General features: G+C 68.2%; 29 protein-coding genes and 1 pseudogene. 14 read left to right on the top strand and 16 right to left on the bottom strand.

Annotation, left to right across the window (positions count from 1 at the left end):
• Positions 1 to 9: 9 nt before the first annotated feature.
• The 3 genes from AC1DY7_RS27060 to AC1DY7_RS27050 form a co-directional block, all read right to left on the bottom strand.
• Positions 10 to 696: a cysteine hydrolase family protein gene (locus tag AC1DY7_RS27060; RefSeq protein ID WP_477496832.1), complete on the bottom strand. Its 687-nt coding sequence runs from the start codon at positions 694 to 696 to the stop codon at positions 10 to 12.
• Complete coding sequence (locus AC1DY7_RS27055) at positions 693 to 2,096, bottom strand: allophanate hydrolase (protein ID WP_477496857.1); 1,404 nt, start codon at positions 2,094 to 2,096, stop codon at positions 693 to 695. The genes AC1DY7_RS27060 and AC1DY7_RS27055 overlap by 4 nt, the downstream gene beginning before the upstream one ends.
• 171 nt (positions 2,097 to 2,267) lie before the next feature.
• Positions 2,268 to 2,951, bottom strand: coding sequence for a GntR family transcriptional regulator (locus tag AC1DY7_RS27050; RefSeq protein WP_477496831.1), 684 nt, complete (start codon positions 2,949 to 2,951; stop codon positions 2,268 to 2,270).
• Positions 2,952 to 3,044: 93 nt separating this feature from the next.
• Here AC1DY7_RS27050 and AC1DY7_RS27045 point away from each other — a divergent pair, with 93 nt between their 5' ends.
• Positions 3,045 to 3,668, top strand: coding sequence for a PaaI family thioesterase (locus AC1DY7_RS27045; RefSeq protein WP_477496830.1), 624 nt, complete (start codon positions 3,045 to 3,047; stop codon positions 3,666 to 3,668).
• Here the strand turns inward: AC1DY7_RS27045 and AC1DY7_RS27040 are convergent.
• The gene (locus AC1DY7_RS27040; protein ID WP_477496829.1) at positions 3,640 to 5,661 is read right to left on the bottom strand and encodes an FUSC family protein; all 2,022 of its coding nucleotides are present in this window, start codon (positions 5,659 to 5,661) and stop codon (positions 3,640 to 3,642) included. The two genes, AC1DY7_RS27045 and AC1DY7_RS27040, sit on opposite strands and share 29 nt — an antisense overlap.
• A gap of 88 nt (positions 5,662 to 5,749) precedes the next feature.
• On the opposite strand from AC1DY7_RS27040, the gene AC1DY7_RS27035 reads away from it, so the two are divergent.
• Both AC1DY7_RS27035 and AC1DY7_RS27030 read left to right on the top strand, forming a co-directional pair.
• Positions 5,750 to 6,460, top strand: a complete 711-nt coding sequence (locus AC1DY7_RS27035) for an EthD domain-containing protein (protein WP_477496828.1) — start codon at positions 5,750 to 5,752, stop codon at positions 6,458 to 6,460.
• Positions 6,457 to 7,212, top strand: coding sequence for an enoyl-CoA hydratase/isomerase family protein (locus AC1DY7_RS27030; protein WP_477496827.1), 756 nt, complete (start codon positions 6,457 to 6,459; stop codon positions 7,210 to 7,212). The genes AC1DY7_RS27035 and AC1DY7_RS27030 overlap by 4 nt, the downstream gene beginning before the upstream one ends.
• Before the next feature lie 9 nt (positions 7,213 to 7,221).
• On the opposite strand, the gene AC1DY7_RS27025 is transcribed toward AC1DY7_RS27030, so the two are convergent.
• The gene (locus AC1DY7_RS27025; protein ID WP_477496826.1) at positions 7,222 to 7,407 is read right to left on the bottom strand and encodes a (2Fe-2S)-binding protein; all 186 of its coding nucleotides are present in this window, start codon (positions 7,405 to 7,407) and stop codon (positions 7,222 to 7,224) included.
• Positions 7,408 to 7,412: 5 nt separating this feature from the next.
• Positions 7,413 to 8,048, bottom strand: coding sequence for a fatty-acid--CoA ligase (locus tag AC1DY7_RS27020; RefSeq protein ID WP_477496825.1), 636 nt, complete (start codon positions 8,046 to 8,048; stop codon positions 7,413 to 7,415).
• A 262-nt stretch (positions 8,049 to 8,310) separates the two neighbouring features.
• On the opposite strand from AC1DY7_RS27020, the gene bfr reads away from it, so the two are divergent.
• From bfr to AC1DY7_RS27005, 3 genes are all read left to right on the top strand, one after another.
• Positions 8,311 to 8,802: a bacterioferritin gene (gene bfr / locus AC1DY7_RS27015; RefSeq protein ID WP_477496824.1), complete on the top strand. Its 492-nt coding sequence runs from the start codon at positions 8,311 to 8,313 to the stop codon at positions 8,800 to 8,802.
• A 104-nt stretch (positions 8,803 to 8,906) separates the two neighbouring features.
• A complete protein-coding gene (locus AC1DY7_RS27010) occupies positions 8,907 to 9,389 on the top strand; it encodes a carboxymuconolactone decarboxylase family protein (RefSeq protein ID WP_477496823.1) in 483 nt (160 codons plus the stop codon).
• Between the two features lie 37 nt (positions 9,390 to 9,426).
• On the top strand, positions 9,427 to 9,849 hold the full coding sequence (locus AC1DY7_RS27005) for a hypothetical protein (RefSeq protein ID WP_477496822.1): 423 nt from the start codon (positions 9,427 to 9,429) through the stop codon (positions 9,847 to 9,849).
• Here the strand turns inward: AC1DY7_RS27005 and AC1DY7_RS27000 are convergent.
• The 5 genes from AC1DY7_RS27000 to AC1DY7_RS26980 all read right to left on the bottom strand — a co-directional run bounded on the left by AC1DY7_RS27000 (position 9,800) and on the right by AC1DY7_RS26980 (position 14,418).
• A complete protein-coding gene (locus AC1DY7_RS27000; RefSeq protein ID WP_477496821.1) occupies positions 9,800 to 10,648 on the bottom strand; it encodes a cytochrome c biogenesis CcdA family protein in 849 nt (282 codons plus the stop codon). The two genes, AC1DY7_RS27005 and AC1DY7_RS27000, sit on opposite strands and share 50 nt — an antisense overlap.
• Positions 10,649 to 11,101 (bottom strand): protein disulfide oxidoreductase, encoded by a 453-nt coding sequence (locus tag AC1DY7_RS26995; RefSeq protein WP_477496856.1) that lies wholly within the window; start codon positions 11,099 to 11,101, stop codon positions 10,649 to 10,651.
• A 71-nt stretch (positions 11,102 to 11,172) separates the two neighbouring features.
• Entirely contained in the window at positions 11,173 to 11,589 is a 417-nt protein-coding gene (locus AC1DY7_RS26990; RefSeq protein ID WP_477496820.1) for a nuclear transport factor 2 family protein, read from the bottom strand.
• 16 nt (positions 11,590 to 11,605) lie between these two features.
• A complete protein-coding gene (locus AC1DY7_RS26985) occupies positions 11,606 to 13,402 on the bottom strand; it encodes an N-acyl-D-amino-acid deacylase family protein (protein ID WP_477496855.1) in 1,797 nt (598 codons plus the stop codon).
• Positions 13,403 to 13,503: 101 nt separating this feature from the next.
• Complete coding sequence (locus tag AC1DY7_RS26980; protein WP_477496819.1) at positions 13,504 to 14,418, bottom strand: SDR family oxidoreductase; 915 nt, start codon at positions 14,416 to 14,418, stop codon at positions 13,504 to 13,506.
• A 67-nt stretch (positions 14,419 to 14,485) separates the two neighbouring features.
• Here AC1DY7_RS26980 and AC1DY7_RS26975 point away from each other — a divergent pair, with 67 nt between their 5' ends.
• The 4 genes from AC1DY7_RS26975 to AC1DY7_RS26960 all read left to right on the top strand — a co-directional run bounded on the left by AC1DY7_RS26975 (position 14,486) and on the right by AC1DY7_RS26960 (position 17,771).
• Positions 14,486 to 15,400 carry a dienelactone hydrolase family protein gene (locus AC1DY7_RS26975; RefSeq protein WP_477496818.1) on the top strand — a complete coding sequence of 305 codons (915 nt, stop codon included), beginning with the start codon at positions 14,486 to 14,488 and terminating at the stop codon, positions 15,398 to 15,400.
• Positions 15,401 to 15,479: 79 nt separating this feature from the next.
• Positions 15,480 to 16,592: a glycosyltransferase gene (locus AC1DY7_RS26970; RefSeq protein WP_477496817.1), complete on the top strand. Its 1,113-nt coding sequence runs from the start codon at positions 15,480 to 15,482 to the stop codon at positions 16,590 to 16,592.
• Positions 16,593 to 16,602: 10 nt separating this feature from the next.
• Complete coding sequence (locus AC1DY7_RS26965) at positions 16,603 to 17,361, top strand: YoaK family protein (RefSeq protein ID WP_477496816.1); 759 nt, start codon at positions 16,603 to 16,605, stop codon at positions 17,359 to 17,361.
• Positions 17,362 to 17,375: 14 nt separating this feature from the next.
• The gene (locus tag AC1DY7_RS26960) at positions 17,376 to 17,771 is read left to right on the top strand and encodes a hypothetical protein (protein ID WP_477496815.1); all 396 of its coding nucleotides are present in this window, start codon (positions 17,376 to 17,378) and stop codon (positions 17,769 to 17,771) included.
• Here the strand turns inward: AC1DY7_RS26960 and AC1DY7_RS26955 are convergent.
• Both AC1DY7_RS26955 and AC1DY7_RS26950 read right to left on the bottom strand, forming a co-directional pair.
• On the bottom strand, positions 17,681 to 18,280 hold the full coding sequence (locus AC1DY7_RS26955; protein WP_477496814.1) for a helix-turn-helix domain-containing protein: 600 nt from the start codon (positions 18,278 to 18,280) through the stop codon (positions 17,681 to 17,683). The two genes, AC1DY7_RS26960 and AC1DY7_RS26955, sit on opposite strands and share 91 nt — an antisense overlap.
• 60 nt (positions 18,281 to 18,340) lie before the next feature.
• A complete protein-coding gene (locus AC1DY7_RS26950) occupies positions 18,341 to 19,096 on the bottom strand; it encodes a MetQ/NlpA family ABC transporter substrate-binding protein (protein ID WP_477496813.1) in 756 nt (251 codons plus the stop codon).
• Positions 19,097 to 19,221: 125 nt separating this feature from the next.
• On the opposite strand from AC1DY7_RS26950, the gene AC1DY7_RS26945 reads away from it, so the two are divergent.
• The 3 genes and pseudogenes from AC1DY7_RS26945 to AC1DY7_RS26935 form a co-directional block, all read left to right on the top strand.
• Positions 19,222 to 20,664, top strand: coding sequence for an APC family permease (locus AC1DY7_RS26945; protein ID WP_477496812.1), 1,443 nt, complete (start codon positions 19,222 to 19,224; stop codon positions 20,662 to 20,664).
• Positions 20,665 to 20,814: 150 nt separating this feature from the next.
• The gene (locus tag AC1DY7_RS26940; RefSeq protein ID WP_477496811.1) at positions 20,815 to 21,246 is read left to right on the top strand and encodes a hypothetical protein; all 432 of its coding nucleotides are present in this window, start codon (positions 20,815 to 20,817) and stop codon (positions 21,244 to 21,246) included.
• A gap of 49 nt (positions 21,247 to 21,295) precedes the next feature.
• Positions 21,296 to 21,400 (top strand): annotated as a pseudogene (locus AC1DY7_RS26935) (class I SAM-dependent methyltransferase); the annotation flags it as partial.
• A gap of 19 nt (positions 21,401 to 21,419) precedes the next feature.
• Here AC1DY7_RS26935 and AC1DY7_RS26930 read toward each other — a convergent pair.
• Complete coding sequence (locus AC1DY7_RS26930; RefSeq protein ID WP_477496810.1) at positions 21,420 to 21,839, bottom strand: DUF6188 family protein; 420 nt, start codon at positions 21,837 to 21,839, stop codon at positions 21,420 to 21,422.
• Between the two features lie 4 nt (positions 21,840 to 21,843).
• Positions 21,844 to 22,296 carry an acyl-CoA thioesterase gene (locus tag AC1DY7_RS26925; protein WP_477496809.1) on the bottom strand — a complete coding sequence of 151 codons (453 nt, stop codon included), beginning with the start codon at positions 22,294 to 22,296 and terminating at the stop codon, positions 21,844 to 21,846.
• Between the two features lie 47 nt (positions 22,297 to 22,343).
• Here AC1DY7_RS26925 and AC1DY7_RS26920 point away from each other — a divergent pair, with 47 nt between their 5' ends.
• Positions 22,344 to 23,330, top strand: coding sequence for a threonine ammonia-lyase (locus AC1DY7_RS26920; RefSeq protein WP_477496808.1), 987 nt, complete (start codon positions 22,344 to 22,346; stop codon positions 23,328 to 23,330).
• On the opposite strand, the gene AC1DY7_RS26915 is transcribed toward AC1DY7_RS26920, so the two are convergent.
• Positions 23,301 to 23,522, bottom strand: a complete 222-nt coding sequence (locus AC1DY7_RS26915) for a hypothetical protein (RefSeq protein ID WP_477496807.1) — start codon at positions 23,520 to 23,522, stop codon at positions 23,301 to 23,303. The genes AC1DY7_RS26920 and AC1DY7_RS26915 overlap by 30 nt on opposite strands.
• Positions 23,523 to 23,566: the final 44 nt, after the last annotated feature.

Genomic DNA, 23,566 nt, shown 5'->3' with positions numbered 1-23,566 from the left:
TGGGTCCTCTCAGGCGGCGTTGGTCGTGAGTTGCTGCAGTGCGGGAATGACGGCGGCGGTGTCCGCCACCCACCCGAAAATGCCCCCCTGGGCCTTGATCATCTCCAGCCCCACCCGCTGGAAATCCGGGAAATACGAACCGACACAGTCGGATACCACCAGGCATTCGTAGCCACGGTCATTGGCCTCGCGTGTGGTGGTGTGCACGCACACTTCGGTGGTGACACCGGTGACCAGCAGTTGGGTGATACCCGCCTCGGTCAGCACGTCCTGGAGTGGGGTCGCGTAGAACGCACCCTTGCCGGGCTTGTCGATCACCACTTCGCCCTCGATCGGCGAGAGTTCGTCGACGATGTCGTGACCGTATTCACCGCGAATCAGGATGCGCCCGTACTTGCCAGGGTCGCCGATCCGTTTCGACGGCGCACCGCGAGACAGCTTGGCGGGCGGGCAATCCGAGAGATCGGGTTCGTGGCCCTCTCTGGTGTGGATCACCAGGATTCCCGCTTCACGCGCCGCGGCGATCAGCGCGGCCAGCGGTGGGACCACCTTGAGCAGTTGGTCGACGTCGTTGCCCAGGCTCTCGCCGAACCCGCCGGGCAGCAGGAAGTCGCGCTGCATGTCGATGACGATGAGCGCGGTGCGGTCGGGCACGAGCGAGAACGCCGACGGCTCGGCGGGGACGGTGACGGTCACACCTGCTCCTTCACGGACGAATCGGCCGCGGTGGCGGCGGGTCTGGGTTCATCGAGGATCTGAGCGGCCAGCGTCAGCGCGATGTCATCGGAGAGCGCATTGCCCAGCAGCATCGCGCTGTAGGGCCGGCCGTCGCTGGTGACGCCCAGCGGCACCGCGACTCCCAGCAGGTCGAGCAGATTCCCGAAATGCGTGTAGTGGCCCAGCATCGTGTTGCAGTCGATGGGTCGCTGCTGCACCTGCTCGACGGTGAAGGTGGTGCCGATGGTGGGTACCACCAGGATGTCCATGTCCTGCCAGAGCCGGCCCACCTCGGCCTTGAGTTCCTGCAGGCGCTGCAGGGCGGCGAACGCGTCCACCGCCGTGTAGGTCAGCCCGCTGCGGAAGATGTCCCGTACCACCGGATGGATCGAATCAGGCTGGGCGGCAAGGAAATCACCGAATTCGACCAGCCGCTCGGCCACCCACGGACCCTGATACAGCAGCGCGCCGGCCGCCAGGAACGGCTCCAGCGACACCTCGACGATGACGGCCTGGCGTTCCAGGTGCTCCCGGAAACCCAGGTGTGCGGCGCGCATGGCGTCGTCGCCGAAGAATTCCAGTTCGGCGACCGGAGGCAGGCCGACCCGGATGGGTTCGCCGTCGTGGCGCGGCCCGCGGTCCCGGGACCACGCGTCGGCGTCGTCGCGGCCGGCCATCACGTCGAAGACGCGGTCCACGTCGTCGATGCAGCCGGCCATCACGCTGAGGCAGTCCAGTGACTTGCACGCCGGCACCAGTCCGACGGTGCTGATCAGTCCGCGCGAGGGTTTGAAACCGACCACGCCGTTGAGGGCGGCAGGCACCCGGCCCGATCCGGCGGTGTCGGTGGCGACGGCGAACGGCACCTGCCCCAGGGCGACGGCCAGCGCGGAACCCGAGCTCGACCCGCCCGAGATCAGTTCGCCGCCGAAGACACTGCGCGGCACGGTGTACGGCGTTCGGGTGCCGTTGAGGCCGGTGGCGAACTGGTCCAGATTTGTCTTGCCGACATAGAGCGCCCCCGCGTCGAGCAGGCGCTGCACGGCGGGCGCGGTGTGGTCGGCGATGTAGGCGTAGTCCGGGCAGGACAGCGTGGTGGGCACGCCGGCCACATCGATGCTGTCCTTGACCCCGAACGGCACCCCGTACAGCGGCAAAGTCCTTGCCCCGGGCCGATTCTCGATCTCGGCGGCGGCGGCCAGCAGCTCGTCACGGGGCACCGTGGACAGCCAGGTGCCGTCGTCGCCGCGGGCGGCGATGGCGTCGGCCACCCGGGCCGCCGTCTTGACGGGGGAACCGGTGCCACCGGCATGCGAATCGAGGATCTCGGCTATCGACGGCCCGATCGACGGCCCGTCAGACGGTCCGCCGGAGGTCATTCCCCGGTCGCTGCGCTCCTGCCCGCCGGAGGTCATTCCCCGGTCGCTGCGCTCCTGCCCGCCGGAGGTCATTCCCCGGTCGCTGCGCTCCTGACCGCCGTATCCCATTCCCATGACTGTCGATTGTCGACAGAATGATGGCGATCGCGGTACGCGCGTGTGTCGATCGTGTTAGCGATGTTCGGCGAGGTCCTCAGGGAGATCCAGGTAGCGCAGATGTCCGTGATCCTCCAGTGCGGCGAGCACCGTCCCGGCATCGTTGGACTCGAGTGCGGTGAGAATGGCCCGGTGCCGGTCGACGCCGTCGCCGGCGCGGTGGTGGCGGGCCTCCTCGCGCAGGTTCATCGCCATCGGCAGCTGCAGTTTCAGCAGGATCGGCTCCAACGCGATGTCCAGTTGCCGGTTGGCCGCAAGCCCGACAACCGCGGCATGGAACCGGCGGTGGGCGTCATCGCGGTCCAGCATGTCCACCGCACGGGACATTTCGTCGAGGGCGCGGCGTACCGGCTCCAGGGCCGACGCCGGGTCGGCGAGCGGCATCGCGATCTCGATGGCGTGTCGCTCCAGCACCTGCCGTAGGTCGAACAGTTGCAGGATGTCGGTCGGTGACCAGTCGGTGACCCGCGATCCACGCCGGGGGAGATGCTCGACCAGACCTTGCTGCGCCAGCCGCCGCAACGCCTCGCGCAGCGGTGCCCGGCTGATCCCCAGATCGGCGCACAATTGCTCTTCGACGATCTTCTCACCGGCGCCCAAAGCCCCGCGCAGGATCGCGTCACGCAACCGGTCGCCCGCCACATCGACGAGCGTCGCGGGCAGTTCCTGCCGCGATCCGTCAACTCGGGGTGCCGCCATGCCACGCCATCGTAGGAACTTTTGCCTCCGGGTGCTGGCTGCGGCGGCATCGAGGTACTCGACACGGCACCTAGAACGTGTTCTAGTTCTTTCATGCTGGACTTCACCCTCGAGGACCTCAGTGCCGAGGACGTCGAGCGCCTACGCACCATCTACCGGCCGTTGACCGAGTCGGTGCGCGAATTGATCGACGCCACGATCCGCTCGTCGGCTGCACCAGATGTGGTGGCCGCGGCCAAGGCACAGATCGACGCTGCCACCGCGGCGCTGCGCAGCGACCAGCTCGACGGCCCGTTCGGGGTCCGGTTCACGGCGCACGGCGACCGGATGCCGTGGGGCAACGCGGTCATCGGGCTACGCAACCCGATCGCGCCACCCCTGACCGTGCACCACCACGACGACGGATCGGTGTTCGCGGATTTCACCCTGGGCGCGGCGTACGAGGGCCCGCCCGGACACGTGCACGGTGGCGTGGCCGCACTCCTGCTGGACCATGTGCTCGGCGAATCCGCCAGTCCGGCCGTCAGCCCCCGGCTCACCGGCACCATCAGCATCCGCTACCTGCGGCCCACGCCGCTGGGCGATCTGCACATCGAGGCACGGATCGTCCGGACCGAAGGGGTCAAGACGTTCGCGGTCGGGACGATCGCCGATGCGCAGGGTCCGACGGTGCAAGCCGAAGGCGTGTTCATCCGGCCGAAGTGGGCCAGGGACTAGCCGCAAGGTCCGCGGGACTGACGGCGGCGATGTCCACCACGACCCGGGTGATGGTGGCCAGTTCGGCGACCAGCACGCGGGCGGGGCCGTCCTCCGCGCGCAGCAGCGGTGCGGCGTCCCGGACCGCGACCGCGGCGGTGCCGAGTTGCTCGGCGTCCACCCGCCACGGTGCGGCCGGCGTCGCCGGATTGCCCATCAACGCTTTGACGTAACCGTCGATGGTGCTGACGAACTCGCGATTCAACGTGGGCGACGGGTGGGCCGGCAGCGTGGCCTCCAGGGTGGCGCAACTGGTGGTGACGGCATTGAGCGAGGCGCGAAATGCCCGCAGCCACCGGCGTATTGCGGGGTCATCGGTGCGGGTCGCGCCGGCGGCGGCCTCGAACGCGGTGCGTGCGCTGGCCGCCCGCTGCCAGGCGGCCGACAGTGCCTCGGCGGGGTGGTCGAGGTCGTGCACGAAGGCCTTGATCACCGCCGCGGCATAGTCGATTTCGGTCTTCAACAACTCGCCGGCGCGCTGCCGCAGCCGCACCAGCGCGTTGTCGGGCAACCCGACGTGCACGATCACCGACAGTGCGCCGCCGACCACCGTCGCGAACCAGCGCTGCTCGATGGTGGCGGCGTTGACACCGCCGCCCACGTCGAGCAGGAAGATGATGGCCGCCGCAAGCGCCGCACTGACCACCAGGTAGCCGAATCGTCCTGCCGAATACGCAATTCCGAGAAAGAACACGGCGAGCGCAGCAGATGCCAGGCCGCCGGGATGCAGCAGCACGGTGAACGCGGAGGCGCCCACGACGCCGATGGCGTTACCGGTGATCCGGCCGATGCACCGGGTGTAGGTGTGTGCGGTCTCGGGCCGCAGCACCATGAGGACCGTCACCGCGATCCAGTACCCGTGTTCGGCGCCGGAGGCCCGGCCCATCGCCACCCCTGCGGTGGCGGCGACCGCCAGCCGGACGGCGTGCCGGAGGATGGGTGAGCGCCAATTCAGCTGCGCCCGAATCAGACCGGCCGCGGCCGCCCAGGCGTGCGGGAGTCCCGGCCGTCGCAGCTGTGCGACCTGCTCGGGTTCGAACTGTCCCAGGCGCAGTTCGACCGCTTCGGCGAGCTGAAGCGAAAGTCGTTGGGCGACTGTCTGGGTGGCTCCACCGAGAGCGCCGGCTGCGGCATCCATCCGGGTCAGCGCGGGTCCGATGGCACGCCGCGGCGCGCGCCGGGCGATGAGTTCGAGGAGGTCGGCGGCGGCGTACAGGGCGTCCTCGGCGGCCTTGTCGCGCGGGCCTTCCCGGCCGAGTGCGGTCAGTGTCACCGCGATCCGCTCCGGCAGGCCGTACCACCCGCGGTAGGCCGGCGGCCTGCGGCGGGCCTGGGATTCGCTGAGCGTGAAGGTTTCCCGCAGCCGGATCAGTGGGTGTCGATCGACCTGGGCGTCCGGGTCGGTGGCCAGTCGCCGGGCGTCGGCGCCCAGGCAACGGTAGGCGTCGGTCAGTGCCGCCCGCTGGCCGCGCCAGCGACTTTGTGGCCACAGCGCGATCATCGCCGCCTGCGCCAGCCCACCGAGCAGGGCCAGGCCGCTCGCCGTCAGCACTGCGGCGGTACCGCCCGCGGTGGGCGAGGCGGTGACGAGTAGCACCGCGGCGCCCGCCGCCACCATCCCCGCGTTCGCGCTCAGCGCCCACTGCATGCCGGCCGCGAAGCACCACGCGGCGACCGCCACCAGGAACACCGGCGTCCAGGACGCGGTGAGTCCGCCGACGGCCACGGCCAGCGCCATCTCCACCGACACGGCGAGAACCAGCGGTATCCGGCTACGCGGACTGTCCTGCAGTGCCGTCGCCCCGGCCATCGCCGCCGCGCCCCCGGCCGCGATCGCCGTTCCCGGCGAACCGAGGTACAGCGCGACGGCCGCCACCGCCAGCACGCCCAGCAGGCTGCGCGCCACCGCGCCGAACTCGTACAGCGCCAACCCGAGGGACTTACCCTTCGCCACGCGTTCATTGTCGTATGCCTGGTGGCCCACCGGGCGTAACCGACGCAGTCGGCGGATTCGCGTCACGCGCGGTTGTTACTTTCTGATGGTGGAAAAGGTGATGGTGACGTTGCGGCGGGCCGACGCGGACGAGCAATGGTGCCGGCGACTGCGAACCAGGGTGGCCTCGGCGCTGTCGGAACTGGACCTGCCCGGGGTCACCGTCAACGTCAGGGACGATCAGGTGCGGGCGTCGCTGATGACGCTCACGACGCTGGATCCGCCCGTCGTCGCGGTGGTGAGTATCTGGACCCAGCAGTACTACGGTGCGGCCGTCACGGCGGCCCTCGACCTATTGGCCGCTGAATGTGATTGGCTGGCAGCGTATCTGGTCACCGAGTCGGTTCCGATGCCCGGACCTTCCGGGCCGCCGAGTGCGCGGACCCCGGGCTTGGCCAACGTGGCGTTGCTGCGTAGACCTGCCGATCTGGACCAGCAGACCTGGCTCGCGCGTTGGCATGTCGACCACACGCCGGTCGCGATCGCCACCCAGGCGACCTTCGGCTACACCCAGAACACGGTGGTGCGCGCACTCACCGAAGGCGCGCCCCGCATCGATGCGATCGTCGAGGAGCTGTTCCCGATCGAAGCGGTATCCGACCTGCACGCGTTCTTCGGTGCGGCCGACGACGCCGACCTGGGAGACCGGATGGGGCGGATGGCGGCCAGCGTCGCGCGGTTCGGCGCGGACCGCGATATCGACACCGTGCCCACCAGCCGCTACGTGCTGTGGGCCCCGGCGAATACGCTACAGCCGTGACATTGCTGATCTCCGATGACAACAGGGTCCGCACGCTGACCCTGAACCGGCCCGAAGCGCTCAACGCGTTCAGTGAAGCGCTGTACGACGCGACCACCGAGGCGCTGCTGGCCGCGGCCGACGACCCCGAGGTGTCCGTCGTGCTGCTGACCGGAGCCGGCCGAGCCTTCAGCGCGGGCAACGACCTGGTCGAGATGCAGAAGCTGGTCACCGACCCCGATTACCAGCCGGGCAAGTACGGCTTCCGCGGGATGATCGAAGCGCTGGCGGCGTTCCCGAAGCCGTTCATCTGCGCGGTCAACGGCGTCGGACTGGGTATCGGCACCACCATCCTGGGCTACGCCGATCTGGCGTTCATGTCCTCGACGGCGCGGCTGAAGTGCCCCTTCACCAGCTTGGGTGTGCCGCCCGAGGCGGCCTCGTCCTACCTGCTGCCGCGTCTGATCGGCAGGCAGAACGCGGCGTGGCTGCTGTTGTCGTCGGAGTGGATCGACGCCACCGAGGCGCAGCGGATGGGCCTGGTGTTCAAGGTGTGCGAACCCGAGGAGCTGTTGGCCGAGGCGCGTAGGCATGCCGATGTGCTGGCCTCACGTCCGCTGAACAGCCTGCTTGCGGTGAAGAAGACCATGCTGGAACCGATCCGGGTGGGTATGGCGGAGGCCAGCGAGCGGGAGAACGCACTGTTCGCCGAACTGCTCGGTCAGGCCGCCAACGTCGACGCGCTGGCGTCTTTCGTGGACAAGCGGGGCTAGGCCCTTCTGTCACACGCCGGTGTGCACCGAGCATTCGCGGGACGCCGCGAGCATGGCGCGCAGGGTCCGGCGGCACCGGCCGCAGTCGGAGCCGGCGCCGCACGCGTCGGCGATCTGCTTGGACGTGGTGGCACCCGCGGCGACGGCATCGTTGACCGCTTGGGTGGTGGCACCGGTACACAGGCAGACGAACATCGGGCTCAGACCCCCACCGTCATCAGATGGGCGAACTTGCCGACGAACAGGGACGGGTAGGCCCCGAAGCCGGCCCGCGACATCCACTCGGCCGCCGCATCGGGATGGTCGATCCAGCGGCGCGCGCTGGTTTCGTTCTCGATCTCCTGCAGGATCAGGACCTCGTGGCCGTCGTCGAACGCGTGGTACACCCAGATCTTGCGGACGCCGGACTCCCGAAACCGGTCCAGCGCACCGCGCAGTTTGTCCATCAGCTCCTCGACGCTGTCCACGGTGGTGACCACGCCGACGATCACCGCGGCGATGGCTTCCTCGTCGCCACCGGGCTCGGGGTCGAACAGGTCGATCTTCTCCACGACCTCGCCGGCGAAGATCGCGGGGATGTCGTCGACACCCGAAATGTCGAAAAGGTCGAAAATCGCCGGTGACCGTAAAACTTCCCGCACGGAATTCGGATGCGAGACGCCGATGGTCACCAGAATTCGTCCGGGCTCCCAGATCGACGTGTAAAGGACGACGTGGTGGGCGTCGATATTCGCCAGCGATTCCTGGCGCCCCTTCAATGAATTCCACATCGATTCGGGATCGTCGACCCGATAATCGGCGGCCAAGATGAGCGAATGTAAATGATATTCGCCCATTGCGCACCACCTTTGCCTCAATGCAGGGCCGGGTGTCCGGCGCGGTCCTCGGTAAGTTAGGTGAGTGTACCCTTAGTTAGGGCAGGCAGTCCATTCATGCACCGCTGACTAGGGTTAGCCTCACCTATAACCAGCGTGAACCGAGCCGAAGTCGGGTCGAAAACGCCGCCGAAGCCCTCGCTCCCGTACCTGTACTCGACTAGATTCAGGGGGTACGGATGTAGTGACACTTGACCAGCCCTCAAGGTGTTTTAGGAGCGACATGCAAGGCGATCCGGAAGTTCTGAAACTGCTCAACGAGCAGTTGACCAGCGAACTCACGGCGATCAACCAATACTTCCTGCATTCAAAGATGCAAGACAATTGGGGATTCACCGAATTGGCGCAACATACGCGCGAAGAATCCATTGAAGAAATGCATCACGCGGAATGGGTCACCGACCGAATTCTGCTCCTCGACGGGCTTCCGAATTATCAGCGGTTGTTCTCGCTGCGTGTCGGCCAGACGCTGCGTGAGCAGTTCGAGGCCGATCTCGCGATCGAGTACGAGGTGGTGGCGCGGCTGCGGCCGGGCGTCATCATGTGCCGCGAGAAGCAGGATGCCGTGTCGGCCAACCTCCTTGAGCGGATCCTCGGCGACGAGGAGAAGCACATCGACTACCTGGAGACGCAGCTCGAGCTCATGGAGAAGCTCGGCGAGGCGCTGTACTCGGCGCAGTGCGTCTCGCGTCCGCCCGGTGGCGGCGCGGACTGATCTTCGTTTCGACACGGCCGCCGGCTCGCAGGAGCCGGCGGCCGTCTCGCTCGAGAAACTAGAACGCGTTCCAATTTTGGCGCGTCGGGCGTACGGTGACTGTCATGAGCCGTATCGGAGACTTCGCCGACGATGATGCCGCCGCCTGGGTGCTCAAATCACCCGAGATCGGCGTGGCCATGGCCGGTTTCACCAACGCGGTCTACACGAAGAACCGGCTGCCGATGCGGGTCCGAGAGCTCGCCCGAATGGTGATCGCGCTGGACAACGAATGCGTGGTGTGCCAGAACACCCGCGATTCCGAGGGCATCGCCGCCGGCGTCGACGAGGACCTCTACGACCACGCTCACGACTGGCAGACCTGGCCCGGCTACAGCGCACAGGAGCGGGTCGCGGCCGAATTCGCCGAGCGGTTCGCGCGCGACCACACCGCCCTGCGCGACGACGAGGAATTCTGGGCACGCTGCTCGGCGGAGTTCGACGACGAGCTGCTGACCGACCTGGCGCTGTCCTGTGCCATGTGGCTGGGGATGGGCCGGATGCTGCGCACCCTGGACATCGGGCAGTCCTGCAAGATCACCCTCTGATCCGTCGCGGGGCGAGCGTAGCGACGGGAGAAGAGGTTTGGGAGCTGGAGCCGCCACCGCGGCGGCCGCCGCATTCGTCTGGCTCGGCATGGTGCTGGCCATCTCCTTCCTCGAAGCGCCGCTGAAGTTCCGCGCCCCCGGCGTCACGCTCCCCGTCGGGCTCGGCATCGGGCGCCTGGTGTTCCGAGCGCTCAACGCCGCCGAAGCGGCGCTCGCCTCCGTCATCGTCGTGGCACTGGCGGTGTCCCCGTCGCCGGTTGTCGTCGCCGCGGCCGCCGTCGCCATCGGCGCGCTGGTGGTGCAACTCGTAGCGGTGCGGCCGCGCCTCACGCGCCGCTCGGATGCGGTTCTGGCAGGGTCGGACACGCCGCGATCCGACGCGCACCACGCCTACGTCGGCCTCGAACTGGTCAAGGTGATCGCTCTGCTCGTCGCCGGTATCGCACTGTTGTCACGGTGAGCACGACGACCACCAGAAGCACGGCGAGCCACGGCCAACTTCCGTGCTGGTGCACCCAGCCGGCCAGGACGGACTGGATGCGTCCGGCGGCGGTGACCACCGGGTCGGTCACCGGTATCGCCGACCCGAACAGCCGGATCTCGTAGACGCCGTAGTAGGCCACGTAGGCGCCCACCAGGATCAGCAGCAGGCCGCTGATTCTGTTGACATAGGGCACAATTCGGCGCATCCGGTCCAGTACCGCGGAACTGGCGAACGCCACCGACACCGCCAGTGTCCCGACGATCAGCGCGAAGCCGCCCGCATAGGCCAGGTACACCAACGCCGTGCTCTGCACGGAGCCCGCCCGCGCCGCGCCGGCCGTCACCGCCAGGAACGGGCCCACCGTGCAGGACAGCGAGGCCAGGGCGAAACCGGCGCCGTAGCCGAACATGGAGCCCAGTCGCACCGACGGCGCCCATCGCGCGCCCGCGCCGAACGGTACTCCGACCCGACGCCCCACCAGGAGCCACAGGCCCAGGCCGAGCAACGTGGCACCGATGAACACCGTCACGTAGGGGAGATAACGCTGGATGGTGGAGGCCACCGACACGGCGAGCGTGCCGAACCCCGCGAACACCACCACCACACCCAGCGTCATCGCCGCCGTGGCGGCCACCGCCCTGGCGAGTGCTCGCCCCGGTGCGCCATCGCTGCGCACCACCAATGCCAGGTACGCCGGCAGCATGGCGAACCCGCACGGGTTCAGGGCGGCGACCAGTCCGGCACCGAACGCCAGACCGAGCAGATCGGCGTCCACTCAGCTCAGGGCGGCCACGCGGTCGGAGAGTTCCTGTTCGGACATCGCCGAGGTCGGGTTGTTGACGAATGACGTTGTGCCATCCGGCTTCACGAACAGGTAGGCCGGCTGCCACGGCACATTGAACCGCGACCAGATGGACCCGTCGGCGTCGTTGAGGTTGGTGAAGCCCAGGTTGTACTTCGAGACGAAACCCTGCATGGCCGACACATCGGAGCGCGCTGCCACGCCGACGAAGGTGACCCCGGGATGCGTCGCGGCGACATGACTGACGCTGGGCGCCTCCTGATTGCAGAACGGGCACCACGGTGTCCAGAACCAGAGCACGGCCGGGCGGCCCTGCAGGCTCGAGCCGTTGAACGGGCTGCCCGACAGGGTGGTTCCGGTGAATTGCAGACGGTCGTCGGCCAGGGCCGGGGGAGCGGTGACACCGGCGAGCAGCGCGGCTGCCATGACGATGAGCCAGAGGTGACGGATTCGGGAGGTCATACCGGTAGCACGTACCCGGTTGCGGTCCGGTTCAGTCAGATCTGCCCGGTGGCGTCGTAGATCCAGGACATGTCGGACCGGGCGAGGTCGTCCATCCACGTCGACGGCGCGAAGTTCACCAGCGCGCCCATGTCCCAGTAGTCCTTCCACAACGTGATCCGGTCGTTCTCCACCTGGTGCACGGTGACGAAACGCAGCACGGCGGTCTCGCCGGTCGGCCACTCCCAGGTCTCGGAATGCTCGTACATGACACTGCCGCCATCGGCGACCAACAGCCCGTCGTGATTGACGTAGGAGGCCAGCGGCTCCAGCCCGATCTTCAACCGTTTGACGATGTCCTCCGGGCCACGGGCGGACGCCGCGGGGCCGACCGGCATGTCGGCGTAGAGGCAGTCGTCGGCGAGGTGGGACTTGACCGCATCCCAGTCGCGCTCGGACAGCGCCTTCCACATCTGCCTGACGGTATCTTCAGCTGACACTGGACAATTCGCCTTTCTCCGTGCGCAGCGCGGGGGCCCGGTGCGCGGCACGCAGGAACCGTCCGGTGCGCCGCCTGCCGACGAGCTCGCTGTACTTGCCGCCGGCGAACACCGCGCGGCCACCGACGTACACGGCGCGCACGGTGTCGTCGTTGCGGTTCACCATGCGCGACAGCCCGCCGTACTGGTCGACGGGCTGTTCGGCGTAGGCCTCCAGGGCGGAGTCGAGCCGGGCCGGGTCGACGATGACGAGGTCGGCGCGATCCCCGATCCGCAGGTGGCCGGCGTCGAGGCGGTACCAGTCGGCCAGCTCACCGGTGAGCCGGTGCACGGCGGCCTCGATGGTCATGAACGGCCTGCCGGCCCTCTCGGCGTCGTGGACATGGCGCAGCAGCCGCAGACCCATGTTGTAGAAGGCCATGTTGCGCAGGTGCGCACCCGCGTCGGAGAAGCCGATCTGGATTCCCGGGTCCCGCGCAAGCTTTTTCAGCACGTCCGGACGGTGGTTGGAGATGGTGGTGCGCCAGCGCAGCTCGCGGCCGTGCTCGAGCACGAGGTCCAGGAACGCGTCTACGGGGTGCACGCCGCGGTTGGTGGCCACCTGACCGAAGGACCGGCCGACCACCGTCGGATCCGGGCACGCGACGATGTCGGCGTCGAAGAAGTCGCGTTGCCACACCCGGACACCGAACTTGTTCTCGTAGTCCTCGCGGAACTTCCGCCGGTACGCGGGATCACGCAGCAGCTCATCGCGTTCCGCCTCGTCGCGCAGATGCAGCGCCGCGGCGCCGGTGCCGAATTCTTCGAAGACCACGAGGTCGATGCCGTCGGCGTACACCTCGAACGGGACCGGGAGGTGCTGCCAGCGGAAATTGCCGCCCAGTGCGTTCACCGCCCGCGCCAGCGGGCCGAGGATCTTCACGGCGTAGGGGTTGGACTTCACGTCGGCGGCCGAGAGCAGGCTGGTCTTGAGCGGGTTGCGGAACAGGCCGAGCGACTGTGCCAGCTGTGATCCCAGATTGAGCGGGTTGGTGATGTCGGGACCCGACTGCAGAACGCGGCCGGTGCGCCGCAACAGCGATTTGAGCCTGCGCAGCTCGCGCGGTTTGGCATAGGTGGACGGCAGGGTGCGAGACCGGCAGACTTCGCCGTCGATCTTGTCGAAAAGCAGCTGCTGCGAGGACATTCCGACGAATCCGGCGTCCAGCGCCTCCGCGAGCATGCGTTCCATCTCGGCCTGCTCGCGCCGGGTCGGACGTTCGTTGCCGCGGGTGGCCCGGTCCAGGCCCATGACGGCGGTGCGCATGTCGGAATGCCCGAGGAAGGCCGCCACGTTCGGACCCAGCGGCAGCTTCTCCAGGGCCTCGACGTAGCCGTCGGCGCTGCTCCACGTCTTGTGCTCGTCGACGGCGGCGATGACGTGTTCGCGGGGGATCGCCTCGACGCGGCCGAACAGGTCCCCGGCATCCTCGCCGCCGACGTGAACGGTCGACAGCGAGCAGGAGCCGAGCATCACCGTGGTCACGCCGTGGCGCAGCGACTCTCCCAGTGCCGGGCCGCCGAGGATCTCGACGTCGTAGTGGGTGTGGATGTCGAGCATGCCGGGCAGCACCCAGGTGCCGTCCGCGTCGACGACATCGGGGCACCCGGCGGCATCGAGTTCGTCGGCGCTGATCGCCACGACATGGCCGTCGCGGATGCCGATGTTGCGGACCGCCGACGGGGCGCCCGTTCCGTCGAACCAGCGGCCGCCGCGGATGATCGTGTCAAAAGTGTTGCGGGTCACGTTCGTGCTCACCCCGCCATCAGAACAGCGCGGCGGGACGGGTGTCAACGAAAATCGTGAACAGATTCCTGAAATTGTCTACAAATCTCGTCGACCTGCGGTTATGGCGCGGACCACCCATCAGGGCAGCGGCCGTCGATGTCGGTGAACCCGTATTCGGCGGCCAGGGCGGCCGAGGTGACCGACCGCTGATTCCACCGCCGCCGTTGCGGGTCGGCGGCGATCGCCGCGACCCCGCGGCCCACGAATCGGGGGGACTCGGACTGGGCGAAACCAGGCGGTGCTGCGGGGTAGCCGTCGGCGCGTTCGATGTCCAGGGCGTGGTGCCAGTCCTTTTCGGACACGCCGTAGGCGTCGAGCATCATCTCCGAACGCAGCCAGCCGGGGGTGACGGCCACCGCGGTGGCGCCGAAGGCCGACAACTCGTGGCCCTGGCTGTAGGCCAACCGGTTCACGGCGACCTTGGCCATATCGTAGAACACCGACAGCCGGTAGTTCTCTGCATTGTATTCGGTTGTGCCGTCGGTGATTTCGACGACGAGACCACCGGGCCGGGTGACCAGTAGCGGGGTCAGACAGTGCGAGGTGATCAGGTGGGTGTCAATACCGAGGCGCAGAATGCGCAGCCCGTCATCGAGGTCGTGCTCCCACATCGGCCTGCCCCACGTCGACGGCGGACCCTTGAGCACCTCGGCGCCCCAGATGTCGTTGACCAGGATGTCGATGGCGCCGAACTCGTATCGGAGTCGCCTGGCCAGACCCTGAACCTGGGCGACATCGAGATGGTTCACCCGGATGGCCAGCCCGGTGCCGCCCAGCGCGGTCACCAGTTCGGCGGTCTCCTCGATGGTCTCGGGGCGCTCGTAGTCGGAATCCTCATTGCCCGCGACGCTGCTGCGACCGGTGCAGACGACGGTGGCGCCCGCCTCACCGAGCGCGGCGGCGATCCCGCGGCCGGCACCACGGGTTGCGCCGGCAACGACTGCAACCCGGCCACGCAAGGATCCAGCCGTCATCGACTGAGTATTGCCTGTCCAGAAACACGCCAGGGTGCTTTAACGAATCCGGTGCATACTCGCGAGGGTGACCCCGATGCAGCGCTACATCGCCGAAGAGATTGCCACCGACCACGTCGACGGGCTGATGTCCCGGCGCGAAGCGCTCCGCAGGCTCGCGCTGCTGGGCGTCGGTGCCGGCGCGGCCAGCGTGCTGATCGCGGCGTGCAGCGACAAGAAGGCAGAGACGCCGGCTTCGACGTCGACGACACCGTCCGGCACCTCCGCCGCCGTCGCCCCGCCGCCCGGCTCCGAGCACACGCTGCCGACCGCGCCGATCAACTGGACCGGTCCGCAGGGCGAGCTCGAGGCGGCGTGGAGTGAGGCGCCCGACCCCAAGGGTGGGGTGCTCATCGTGCACGAGAACAAGGGCCTCAACGACTGGACGCGATCGGTCGCCGGCCGGTTTGCGGGCAGCGGGTACTCGGCGCTGGCCATCGATCTGCTCTCGCCCCAGGGCGGGACCGGCAGCTTCACCGACCCCGCCGCCGCCACCGCCGCGCTGGGCAAGATCCCGGCCGCCGATCTGGTGGCCAACCTGAAGTCCGGGGTCGAGGAACTGGGCCGTCGCGTTCCCGGCCGCAAGCTGGCCGCGGTCGGCTTCTGCATGGGTGGCGGCCTGGTCTGGCAGACGCTCGCGGCCGGCGAACCACGGCTGGCCGCTGCCGTCCCGTTCTACGGCCCGACGCCGGAGAATGCCGACTTCGCAGGCTCCAAAGATGCTGCGGTGCTTGGGTTCTACGGTGCGCTCGACGACAGGGTGAACGCCACCCAGGCCACCGCGAAGGCGGCGCTGGAGAAGGCGGGCATGGTCCACCACCTGGTCACCGAACCCGACGCCAACCATGCGTTCTTCAATGACACCGGTGAGCGCTACAACGCTGCGGCCGCCGCGGATGCCTGGCAGCGGGTGCAGGACTGGTTTACGAAGTACCTCACCTGAGCAGGTCGTTCATGAGCCGTTAAGGGACTCGTCGGGTGGGCGTGTTCGTCAGCACACGGGCTGCCGATCTGATGGACACATGCGGGTTGTCCAGGTCGCGAACTTCTATGGCCCACGGTCGGGGGGCCTGCGGACCGCGGTGGACCGGCTCGGCGCCGAATACTGCGCGGCAGGTCATGAGGTGTTCCTCGTCGTGCCCGGCGCGCACCGGGATCGGCAGGTGCTGCCGTCGGGAGTCGTACGGCTGTCGCTGCCCGCGGCGCTCATCCCGTTCACCGGTGGGTATCGCGCGGTGCTGCCCGGCCCCGTGACCGCGCTGCTGGCCGAACTGTCGCCGGATGCCCTGGAGGTATCGGACCGGCTGACCCTGCGGTCGCTGGGCCCATGGGGGAGGCGCCATGGCGTCGCCACCGTGATGATCTCCCACGAACGGCTCGATCGCCTTGTCGGACAGGTTCTTCCGAGTCAGGCGGCCCGTGGGGTGGCCGATTTCGCGAACCGTCGCACCGCGTCGAACTACGACGCCGTGGTGTGCACCACCGGCTTCGCCCGTGCGGAGTTCGACCGGATCGGCGCCCGCAATGTCGTCACCGTCCCGCTCGGCGTCGATCTGGAGCAGTTCCATCCGAACAGGCGCAGTGCGCAGGTGCGCGGTCAATGGGCCGAGCCGGAGCAGACCCTGTTGGTGCACTGCGGCAGGCTCTCGGTCGAGAAGCACGCGCATCGCAGCATCGACACCCTTGTGGCGCTGCGTGATTCGGGTCTCGATGCGCGGCTGGTGGTGGTAGGGGAGGGTCCGCTCCGGGCCCGGCTGGAACGTCAGGCTGCGGGGCTGGCGGTCGATTTCACCGGCTACATCGGCTGCCGTGACACGGTGGCGGGCATCCTGGCTTCTGCGGATGTGGCACTGGCACCCGGACCCCACGAGACCTTCGGGCTCGCCGCGCTGGAGGCGTTGGCGTGCGGTACCCCGGCAGTCGTGTCGCGCACCTCGGCGCTGGCAGAAATCCTCACCGAGGACAGCGGCGCCACCGCGGACAACGATCCGGTGGCGATCGCCGACGCGGTGACGGGAGTCATCAGCCGTCCGGAACTGCTGCGCAGGCACAGCGCGCGACGCCGCGCCGAGCAGTTCACCTGGCCGCGTTCGGCCGCGGGCATGCTCGACGCGCTGGGTGCGGCCGCCGGGTAGTTTTACGGCCATGTCAGGCGGCACCGGAGGGCAGGAGCGTCGCGACCCGGGAGTTGTATCCGGAGGGCAGGAGCGTCGCGACCCGGGTGTTGTATCCGGTGTCGACGACACCGCACGTACCCGTACGTTGTGGTTCGCGCTGCTGCTCACCGTCACCAACGGGTTCCTGGACGCACACACGTACTACGCCCGCGGGCACGTGTTCGCCAACGTTCAGACCGGCAACGTCATCTTCTTCGCGCTGGACATCTCGGAGCAGCGCGTCGCCGCGGCGATGGCCCATGTGTGGCCGATCCTGGCCTTCATCGCGGGTGTGTCGGTGGCCGCGCACATCAAATCCGGTCGGGCGGAACGGTATATCCCGCACCCGCTGCGCTGGACGATGGGCGTCCAGGTGGTGGCGCTGGTGGTCATCGGATTCGTGCCGTCCTCGGTGCCGCACAGCTATGTCACCGTGCCGATCTCGTTCCTGGCAGCCGTGCAGATCGGCCTGTTCCGCAACATCGGGGATCTGGCTTATCTGCCGGTGGCGACCACCGGCAACCTGATGCGCTTCGTCGAGTCGGGTTACGACGGGTTGGTCGATCGCAAACCGGGGGCATTGAAGGCGTGGGGGATCTACGCGGCGCTCATCGGGGCGTTCGCGGCGGGAGCGGTACTCGGCGCCGTGCTCAGCCGGGCCTGGGACGTGCACGCCATCTGGGTGGCCGCCGGGATTCTCGCCGTGACGTTGGTGCTGTTCATTGTCGATCGGGACGCGATGCCGTGACATACGATCCACCGGTGAGACGTCGCGCTGCTTGTTACCTGCCGCTCCTGATCGCCGCGGGCCTCACCGGCGCGGGACCGGCTGCGGCCGCACCCGACCAGCCGGGCTGCGCCTACACCCTCGCGCAACCGGTGGTGACCCAGGTGTCGGGCACGCCGATGGTGACCAGCGCGGTCACGGTCGCGGCATGCAACCAGTCCAACTCGATGTTCCAGGTGGCCTGCCTGCAGGTGCAGGGTTCCGGCGCGGCGCCGCAATGCGCGTCGAAGGAGGGTCCGGTCGCCGCGGAGGTCTTCGCCCCGTACCGGCCCGGCGCGACCTATGTGGCCAGCGGTCGGGGCTGCTCCACGGCCGGCAGCCCGGCCTTCTCGGTGTGCAACTCCGTGGGGCCGGTGACCGTCACGTTGTGACGCGCCAGGTCCGGCAGGTCGGTGGGATCCCACCGGTATCCACATCCGCGGACGGTCCGCAAGGCCTCGGCGTAGCCGCCGAGTTTGGTGCGCAGGCGCCGGACATGGGTGTCCACCGTGCGGCCCGACATCTGAGGGTCGCGCCACACCTGCGCCATGAGCCGGCCCCGCGAGACCGGCTGACCGTGGTGGTCGGCCAGATGCCGCAACAGGTCGAACTCCCGGCGGGTCAGCCGTAGCGGCACGCCGTCGACGCAGGCGTCGTTGCGGCCGATGACCAGTCCGTTCGGGGGCATCGGTGCGCCGGCACCGCTGGGCCGGGCCGCGCCGACCTGCGCGGGCCGAACCCGCACACCGGGGATCGAGCGGGCGATGATCCGGCCGTATTCGTCGGCGAGTTGAGCCGTGCGGAGCGGAAGCTCGACGAAGCCGGCCGGCACGTCGAACGTCAGCACCACCTGCACCGTGGCGCCGCGTTCGGCCTGCGGCGCGGACGCGGCTTGGTACATCGTGACAATCTGTCCGCTGATCGGCGGCCCGTACAGGGTTTACCTCGCGATGTTCCCAAGTCAGAACGCGGGGACCACCTGACCGGCGTATGCGGAGGCGATGAATTCCCGGGTCGACGCGCTGTTCAGGGCCGTCGCGAGCACACCCATGTCGGGGTCGTCCGCAGTGCCGGGCGCCGCCACCAGGTACTCGGCATAGGCCGGGTCGGCGCGGTCGCAGTGCAGGGCGGTGGAGGTGTCGACGTTCGATTCCATGGCTTGGTTGCCGAACAGGAACACCACGTCGAAATCCTCGCGCGCCGACGGCAACGTCCAACTGGTCAGTTCCTTGAACACCAGACCACGCGGGTTGGCGCGCACATCGGCGACCGACGCCAGAGTCCCTGCCCCGGTGACGCATTCGATCAGACCCAACTGATCCAGCATCCGCAGTGACCGGTCGGCGTTGACCGGATCGGACGGCAGGGCCACCTCGGCGTAGTCGGCCACCGCGGCCACAGCGCCGAATCGCGTCGAGTACAGGCCGAACGGTTCAATGTGGACCGGTACCACCGGAACCAGTGCGTTACCGGTGCGCTCATTGAACTCCGAGAGAAACGGCAGGTACTGAAAGTAGTTGGCGTGTAGCCGTCCTGCGGCCAGCCAGTCGTTGGGTTCGTCGAACGAGTCGAACACCGTCACCTGAAGGTCGATCCCGTGGGCGGCGAGGTCCGCGCGGACGTTTTCCAGGATCTCGGCGTGCGGCACCGGCGTGGCGCCCACTCGCAGCGGGCGCAGACCCCTGGTGGCGAACGACCGGACCGAACTTGTCGACATGGTCGGCAACACTACTGATGACGCGGGCGTTCGCAAGGCTCCGAATGTGTCGGATTGTTACGGCCTTTGACGCAGGGTGACCGTAGCCGTGGCCGCGACGGCGGCAGCCGCTTACGTTCTCGCGCATGTCCGAAATCACTGCCCTACCTGAAGATCTCACCGGGGCTGCGCCCGCCGAACGGAAACTGCGCGGCAATCTGGGTGTGGCATCGATCGTGTTCATGGTGGTGGCCGCGGCCGCACCGCTGGGCGTCGTCGGCGGCGTCTTCCCGCTGGGGATCGCCAACGGCAACGGCGCCGGGTTCCCGGCGACCTTCATCGTCTCGACGGTCATCCTGCTGCTGTTCGCTGTCGGCTTCACGGCACTGACCCCGTTCGTCGAGGAGGCAGGTGCCTTCTTCTCGTATATCCGTCATTCCCTTGGCTTCTCGGTCGGCATCGGTTTCGGCTTCCTGGCGCTGGTCAGCTACGTCGCACTGGAGGCCGGGGTGTACGGCCTGCTCGGACCGGCCGGGGTCGGCGTCGTCTCACTGTTCGGCGGCCCCGCGATCCCGTGGTGGGCACTGGCGGCGATCGCGTTCGTGATCACGACGTTCCTGGGCTACCGCAACATCCAGTTGTCCAGCCGCGTGCTCGGTGTGCTGCTGACGGCTGAGATCGCGGTCATCCTCGTCCTCGACCTGGTCATCGTCGCGCGTGGCGGCGGTGACGACGGGCTGTCCACCGGTGTCGTCAATCCCGCCACGGTGTTCTCCGGATCGCTCGGAATCGGACTGCTGTTCGCGATGCTCAGCTACATCGGCTTCGAGGCCACGGCGATCTTCCGCGACGAGGCACGCGACCCGGAGCGCACCATTCCGCGCGCCACCTACGCCGCGCTGATCCTCATCGGGGCGTTCTACGCCGTCACCAGCTGGGCGCTGATCTCGGCGTGGGGCGATGACCAGGCCGTCGCCAAGGCAACGGATTCCGGGGGCACCTTCCTGTCCGACATCGCGCAGACCTACATCCGCACCGCGGGCAACGACATCATCACGGTGCTCTACTTCACCAGCCTGTTCGCCTGCATCCTGGCGTTCCACAACGTGGCCTCGCGCTATGTGTTCGCGCTGTCGCAGCACCGCGTGCTGCCGCAGTCGCTCGGTATTGCGCACGCCGAACACGGGTCACCGCACAAGGCGTCGCTGTGGATTTCGGGCGTCGTCGCGATCAGCATCGTGGCGGCCGTGTTGTTCCAACTCGATCCGGTCACACAGTTCTACACGTGGTTCGCGGCGGCCACCACGGTCGGTTTCGTGGTGCTGCTGATCGCCACCAGCGTGGCGGTGCTGGTGTTCTTCGCACGTGACCGTCGCGGCCACTCGCAGTGGCGGGTGCGAATCGCGCCGGCGATCGGCCTGGCCGGACTCGTGGGCACGCTGGGGCTGATCCTGACGAACCTGGAGGGGCTGGCCACCTCGAATGCGTTGGGCTGGGGCATCATCGGTCTGCTGGTGGTGTCGTTCGTCGTGGGGGCTGTCATCGGCCGTCGGGTCAGGGACTCCCCAGGGGTCGTCGTGACTCCCTGACCCGGTTGCGGGTAACGCCGTCGCGGCGGGTGTCGATATCCCAGTAGGAATGGCGGCCGACCGGCAGTGACCTGCTCCGCCTTCGATCTGCCTGTCGCCTGGTGCCGTCTTCCTGAAGGAAGAAGCACGCGACATGGTGGGGAGAGCACTGTGAAACTGGCCAAGATCGTGGCGAGCGCCATGATCGTCAGCAGTCTGGGAATGGGCGGCGCAACCCTCGGGGGCGCGGTGGCGACGGCACAACCCGGAAACGGCAACGGGCATGGCAACGGGCACGACGACGGACATGGCGGACGTGGCAACGACTGCCGGCCGTGGTGCAACGGACCCGGATTCGACAAGCACTGGGACAAGGGTGTGTGGTGGGCCGACAACCGCCACGACTGGTGGGATGACCGTCAGGGACCGCCGCCCTGGGGGTGGGGCCCGCCGCCCCCGTTCCAGTGGAACGGCGGCCCGCTCCCGCAGAACGTCAACTACTGGGGCTATAACGCGAGCCCGGTGTGGGACAACGGCTTCCGCCAGTGGGGCATCTGGCTTTTCGGGCTGTGGATCCCGATCTTCGGGGTGGGCTTCAACTGATCCGCCGACGTGGCCGGGCCGCACGACATAGTTTGTGCGGATGACCGATGATTTCGTCGACGACCAGGTGCGGGCCTATGAGCAGATCTCCGGACGGCCCGGCCTGTTCCTCTTCACCCAGATGCGGGCGCGGCTGCACACGCAGAGTGCATGAGCGCTCGCACAGACCCGCGTCAGCCCGTGCCGGTGGCCTCCGCTTCGGGCAGGTCGTGGCGGACCACCCGCACGTGGCCGTGGGGAAGGCACGCCGCGTAGCCGTGGTACTTGCCGTACAACTCCCAAGAGGTGTGCTGATCGTCGCTGTGGACGTCGATACCCTGGCCGCCGGAGAACCGCAGGTGCAGGCTGCCGTCGTCGTCCCAGTCGGCGTGGGTGCAGGTGGTTCCGGCGAAGTCGAAGAGCGGCTTCTGTTCGCGTCGCACCGCCAGCGGGTCGATCGAGAACACCTCGACGCGATCCCCGACGACAGGCGGCACCGTCAGCTCCATCGGCGCGGAGATGACGAGTTCGTTGTAATCCTCCAGGTTGAGCACCAGACCGTCGCGGAACATGATCCGCTGCAGGACGTGGCCCTGGATCCATTGTTCGGTCATCTCTTCACTGTGAGCGCCCGTCCGGCCGGACACAAGAGGTCAGGGCCTCGCGAAACGGGTCCGGGATGGGGCGTTTGGCCCAGTCGTCGGTCGACACCACGACGTAGGTGTTGCGACCTTGCACGGCGACCTGTTCGGCCTCGCCTGCGCCGGTCCGTAGGACGGAGAACGCGAGGGTGAAACTCGTGGTCCCGATCTGCTCGCACCGCACCGCGACCCGCACGGTGTCGCGCCACCGCACCGAAGCCAGGTAGTCGATGTCGCTGTGCACCACCTTGAAATCGAACCCGCGGGCCATCAGCCCCTCGTAGTCCACGGGCAACCGGTCCAGGAACGCCGTGCACGCCTCGTCGAACCACGTCAGGTAGTGGCCGTTGAACACCACGCCCTGTTGATCGACCTCGGCGTAGCGGGGCACGATCGGCAACGAGAACGGCTGGTCGGTCGGTGAACTCACCCGCTCACCTTGCCCGACGCGGTGACGCCATGGAAGCGTGGTCGCCGATGAGCACCCCGACCCTTGTCACCCTCGAAGACATCCGCGCCGCGGCGCAACGCCTGCGCGGCGGCATCGTGCGCACCCCGCTGGTCCCCGCCCCGTGGGGAGATCCGGACCGTCCGCTGTGGATCAAGCCGGAGAGCCTGCAGGTGATCGGCGCCTTCAAGGTGCGGGGCGCGCTCAATGCCGTCGGACGCATCGATGCGGCGGTCCGCGCGCGCGGTGTGGTGGCCTATTCGAGCGGCAACCACGCCCAGGCCGTCGCCTATGCGGCAGCCACATTCGGCATCGCCGCGCAGATCGTGATGCCGGCGGAGACGCCGGACATCAAGGTGCGTAAGACCCGCGCGCACGGCGCGGAGGTGGTGTTGTGCGGGGCGGGCGAGCGCGAGGCGGTGGCCGCCGAACTGGTCGAGCGCACCGGGGCGACGCTGGTTCCGCCGTTCGACCACCCCGATGTCATCGCGGGACAGGGCACCGTCGGGTTGGAGATCGCCGAGGACCTGCCCAATGTCGCCAATGTCCTCATCCCGGTCAGCGGGGGCGGGCTCGCCTCAGGCATCGGTACGGCGGTCAAAGCTCTGTGCCCGCAGGCGCAGATCTTCGGCGTGGAGCCCGAACTGGCCGCGGACACCGCCGCCGGTCTGCGGGCCGGGCACCGGGTGCCCATGCCGGTGGCCGACCGGAACCGGACCATCGCCGACGGTCTGCGGTCGGAGCCCTCGGCGCTGACCTTCGCTCATCTGCAGCGGGTTCTGACCGACGTTTTCACCGTCTCCGAAGAAGAAATACGCGCCGCGGTAAGGGAATTGGCGTTCAAAGCCCAGCTGGTGAGTGAGCCGAGCGGGGCGGTGGCGCTCGCCGCCTACCGCCGGCACCCGCTGCCGCCGGGGCCCACCGTGATCATCCTGTCCGGCGGCAATGTCGAGCCCGCGTTGCTGCGGGAGATCCTGTTCGAAGGGTCAGCCGGCGCCGAAGACCAGGGGCACTGACACGTCGCACCCTTGCTGGATGCAGTGCGTCCACGCGTCCTGTGCGGCAAGGGCTTTCAGTGTGCGCCGGGCACCGGACCAGCCGCACGAACAGCTCGCGGTGGAATGCCCGACACCGCGGCGATACACCGAGGCCAGGCCGGCTTGCACTGCTGACCCCGTGGGGCGGAGATCGAGAATCGAAGCGCTCACCAGCACCTCCTTGGGCGGGCAGATCGTGGCTCAATTCTCGCGCA

It is taken from the genome of Mycobacterium sp. P2_H7 (assembly GCF_056403275.1).
Note: the sequence above shows the minus strand (reverse complement) of the source record. Positions and strands in the feature narration are given on the sequence as shown.

Excerpts from the sequence above, each read along its gene's own strand:
- AC1DY7_RS27055 (WP_477496857.1), bottom strand. The coding sequence starts at position 2,096 with ATGACCTCCGGCGGACCGTCTGACGGGCCGTCGATCGGGCCGTCGATA.
- AC1DY7_RS26965 (WP_477496816.1), top strand. The coding sequence starts at position 16,603 with ATGTCAGGCGGCACCGGAGGGCAGGAGCGTCGCGACCCGGGAGTTGTA.
- AC1DY7_RS26980 (WP_477496819.1), bottom strand. The coding sequence starts at position 14,418 with ATGACGGCTGGATCCTTGCGTGGCCGGGTTGCAGTCGTTGCCGGCGCA.
- AC1DY7_RS27050 (WP_477496831.1), bottom strand. The coding sequence starts at position 2,951 with ATGGCGGCACCCCGAGTTGACGGATCGCGGCAGGAACTGCCCGCGACG.
- AC1DY7_RS26955 (WP_477496814.1), bottom strand. The coding sequence starts at position 18,280 with ATGTACCAAGCCGCGTCCGCGCCGCAGGCCGAACGCGGCGCCACGGTG.
- AC1DY7_RS26920 (WP_477496808.1), top strand. The coding sequence starts at position 22,344 with ATGAGCACCCCGACCCTTGTCACCCTCGAAGACATCCGCGCCGCGGCG.
- AC1DY7_RS26995 (WP_477496856.1), bottom strand. The coding sequence starts at position 11,101 with ATGGCAGCCGCGCTGCTCGCCGGTGTCACCGCTCCCCCGGCCCTGGCC.
- AC1DY7_RS27020 (WP_477496825.1), bottom strand. The coding sequence starts at position 8,048 with ATGGGCGAATATCATTTACATTCGCTCATCTTGGCCGCCGATTATCGG.
- AC1DY7_RS27010 (WP_477496823.1), top strand. The coding sequence starts at position 8,907 with ATGAGCCGTATCGGAGACTTCGCCGACGATGATGCCGCCGCCTGGGTG.
- AC1DY7_RS26990 (WP_477496820.1), bottom strand. The coding sequence starts at position 11,589 with ATGTGGAAGGCGCTGTCCGAGCGCGACTGGGATGCGGTCAAGTCCCAC.
- AC1DY7_RS26945 (WP_477496812.1), top strand. The coding sequence starts at position 19,222 with ATGTCCGAAATCACTGCCCTACCTGAAGATCTCACCGGGGCTGCGCCC.
- AC1DY7_RS26970 (WP_477496817.1), top strand. The coding sequence starts at position 15,480 with ATGCGGGTTGTCCAGGTCGCGAACTTCTATGGCCCACGGTCGGGGGGC.
- AC1DY7_RS26950 (WP_477496813.1), bottom strand. The coding sequence starts at position 19,096 with ATGTCGACAAGTTCGGTCCGGTCGTTCGCCACCAGGGGTCTGCGCCCG.
- AC1DY7_RS27025 (WP_477496826.1), bottom strand. The coding sequence starts at position 7,407 with ATGTTCGTCTGCCTGTGTACCGGTGCCACCACCCAAGCGGTCAACGAT.
- bfr (WP_477496824.1), top strand. The coding sequence starts at position 8,311 with ATGCAAGGCGATCCGGAAGTTCTGAAACTGCTCAACGAGCAGTTGACC.
- AC1DY7_RS27045 (WP_477496830.1), top strand. The coding sequence starts at position 3,045 with ATGCTGGACTTCACCCTCGAGGACCTCAGTGCCGAGGACGTCGAGCGC.
- AC1DY7_RS26930 (WP_477496810.1), bottom strand. The coding sequence starts at position 21,839 with ATGACCGAACAATGGATCCAGGGCCACGTCCTGCAGCGGATCATGTTC.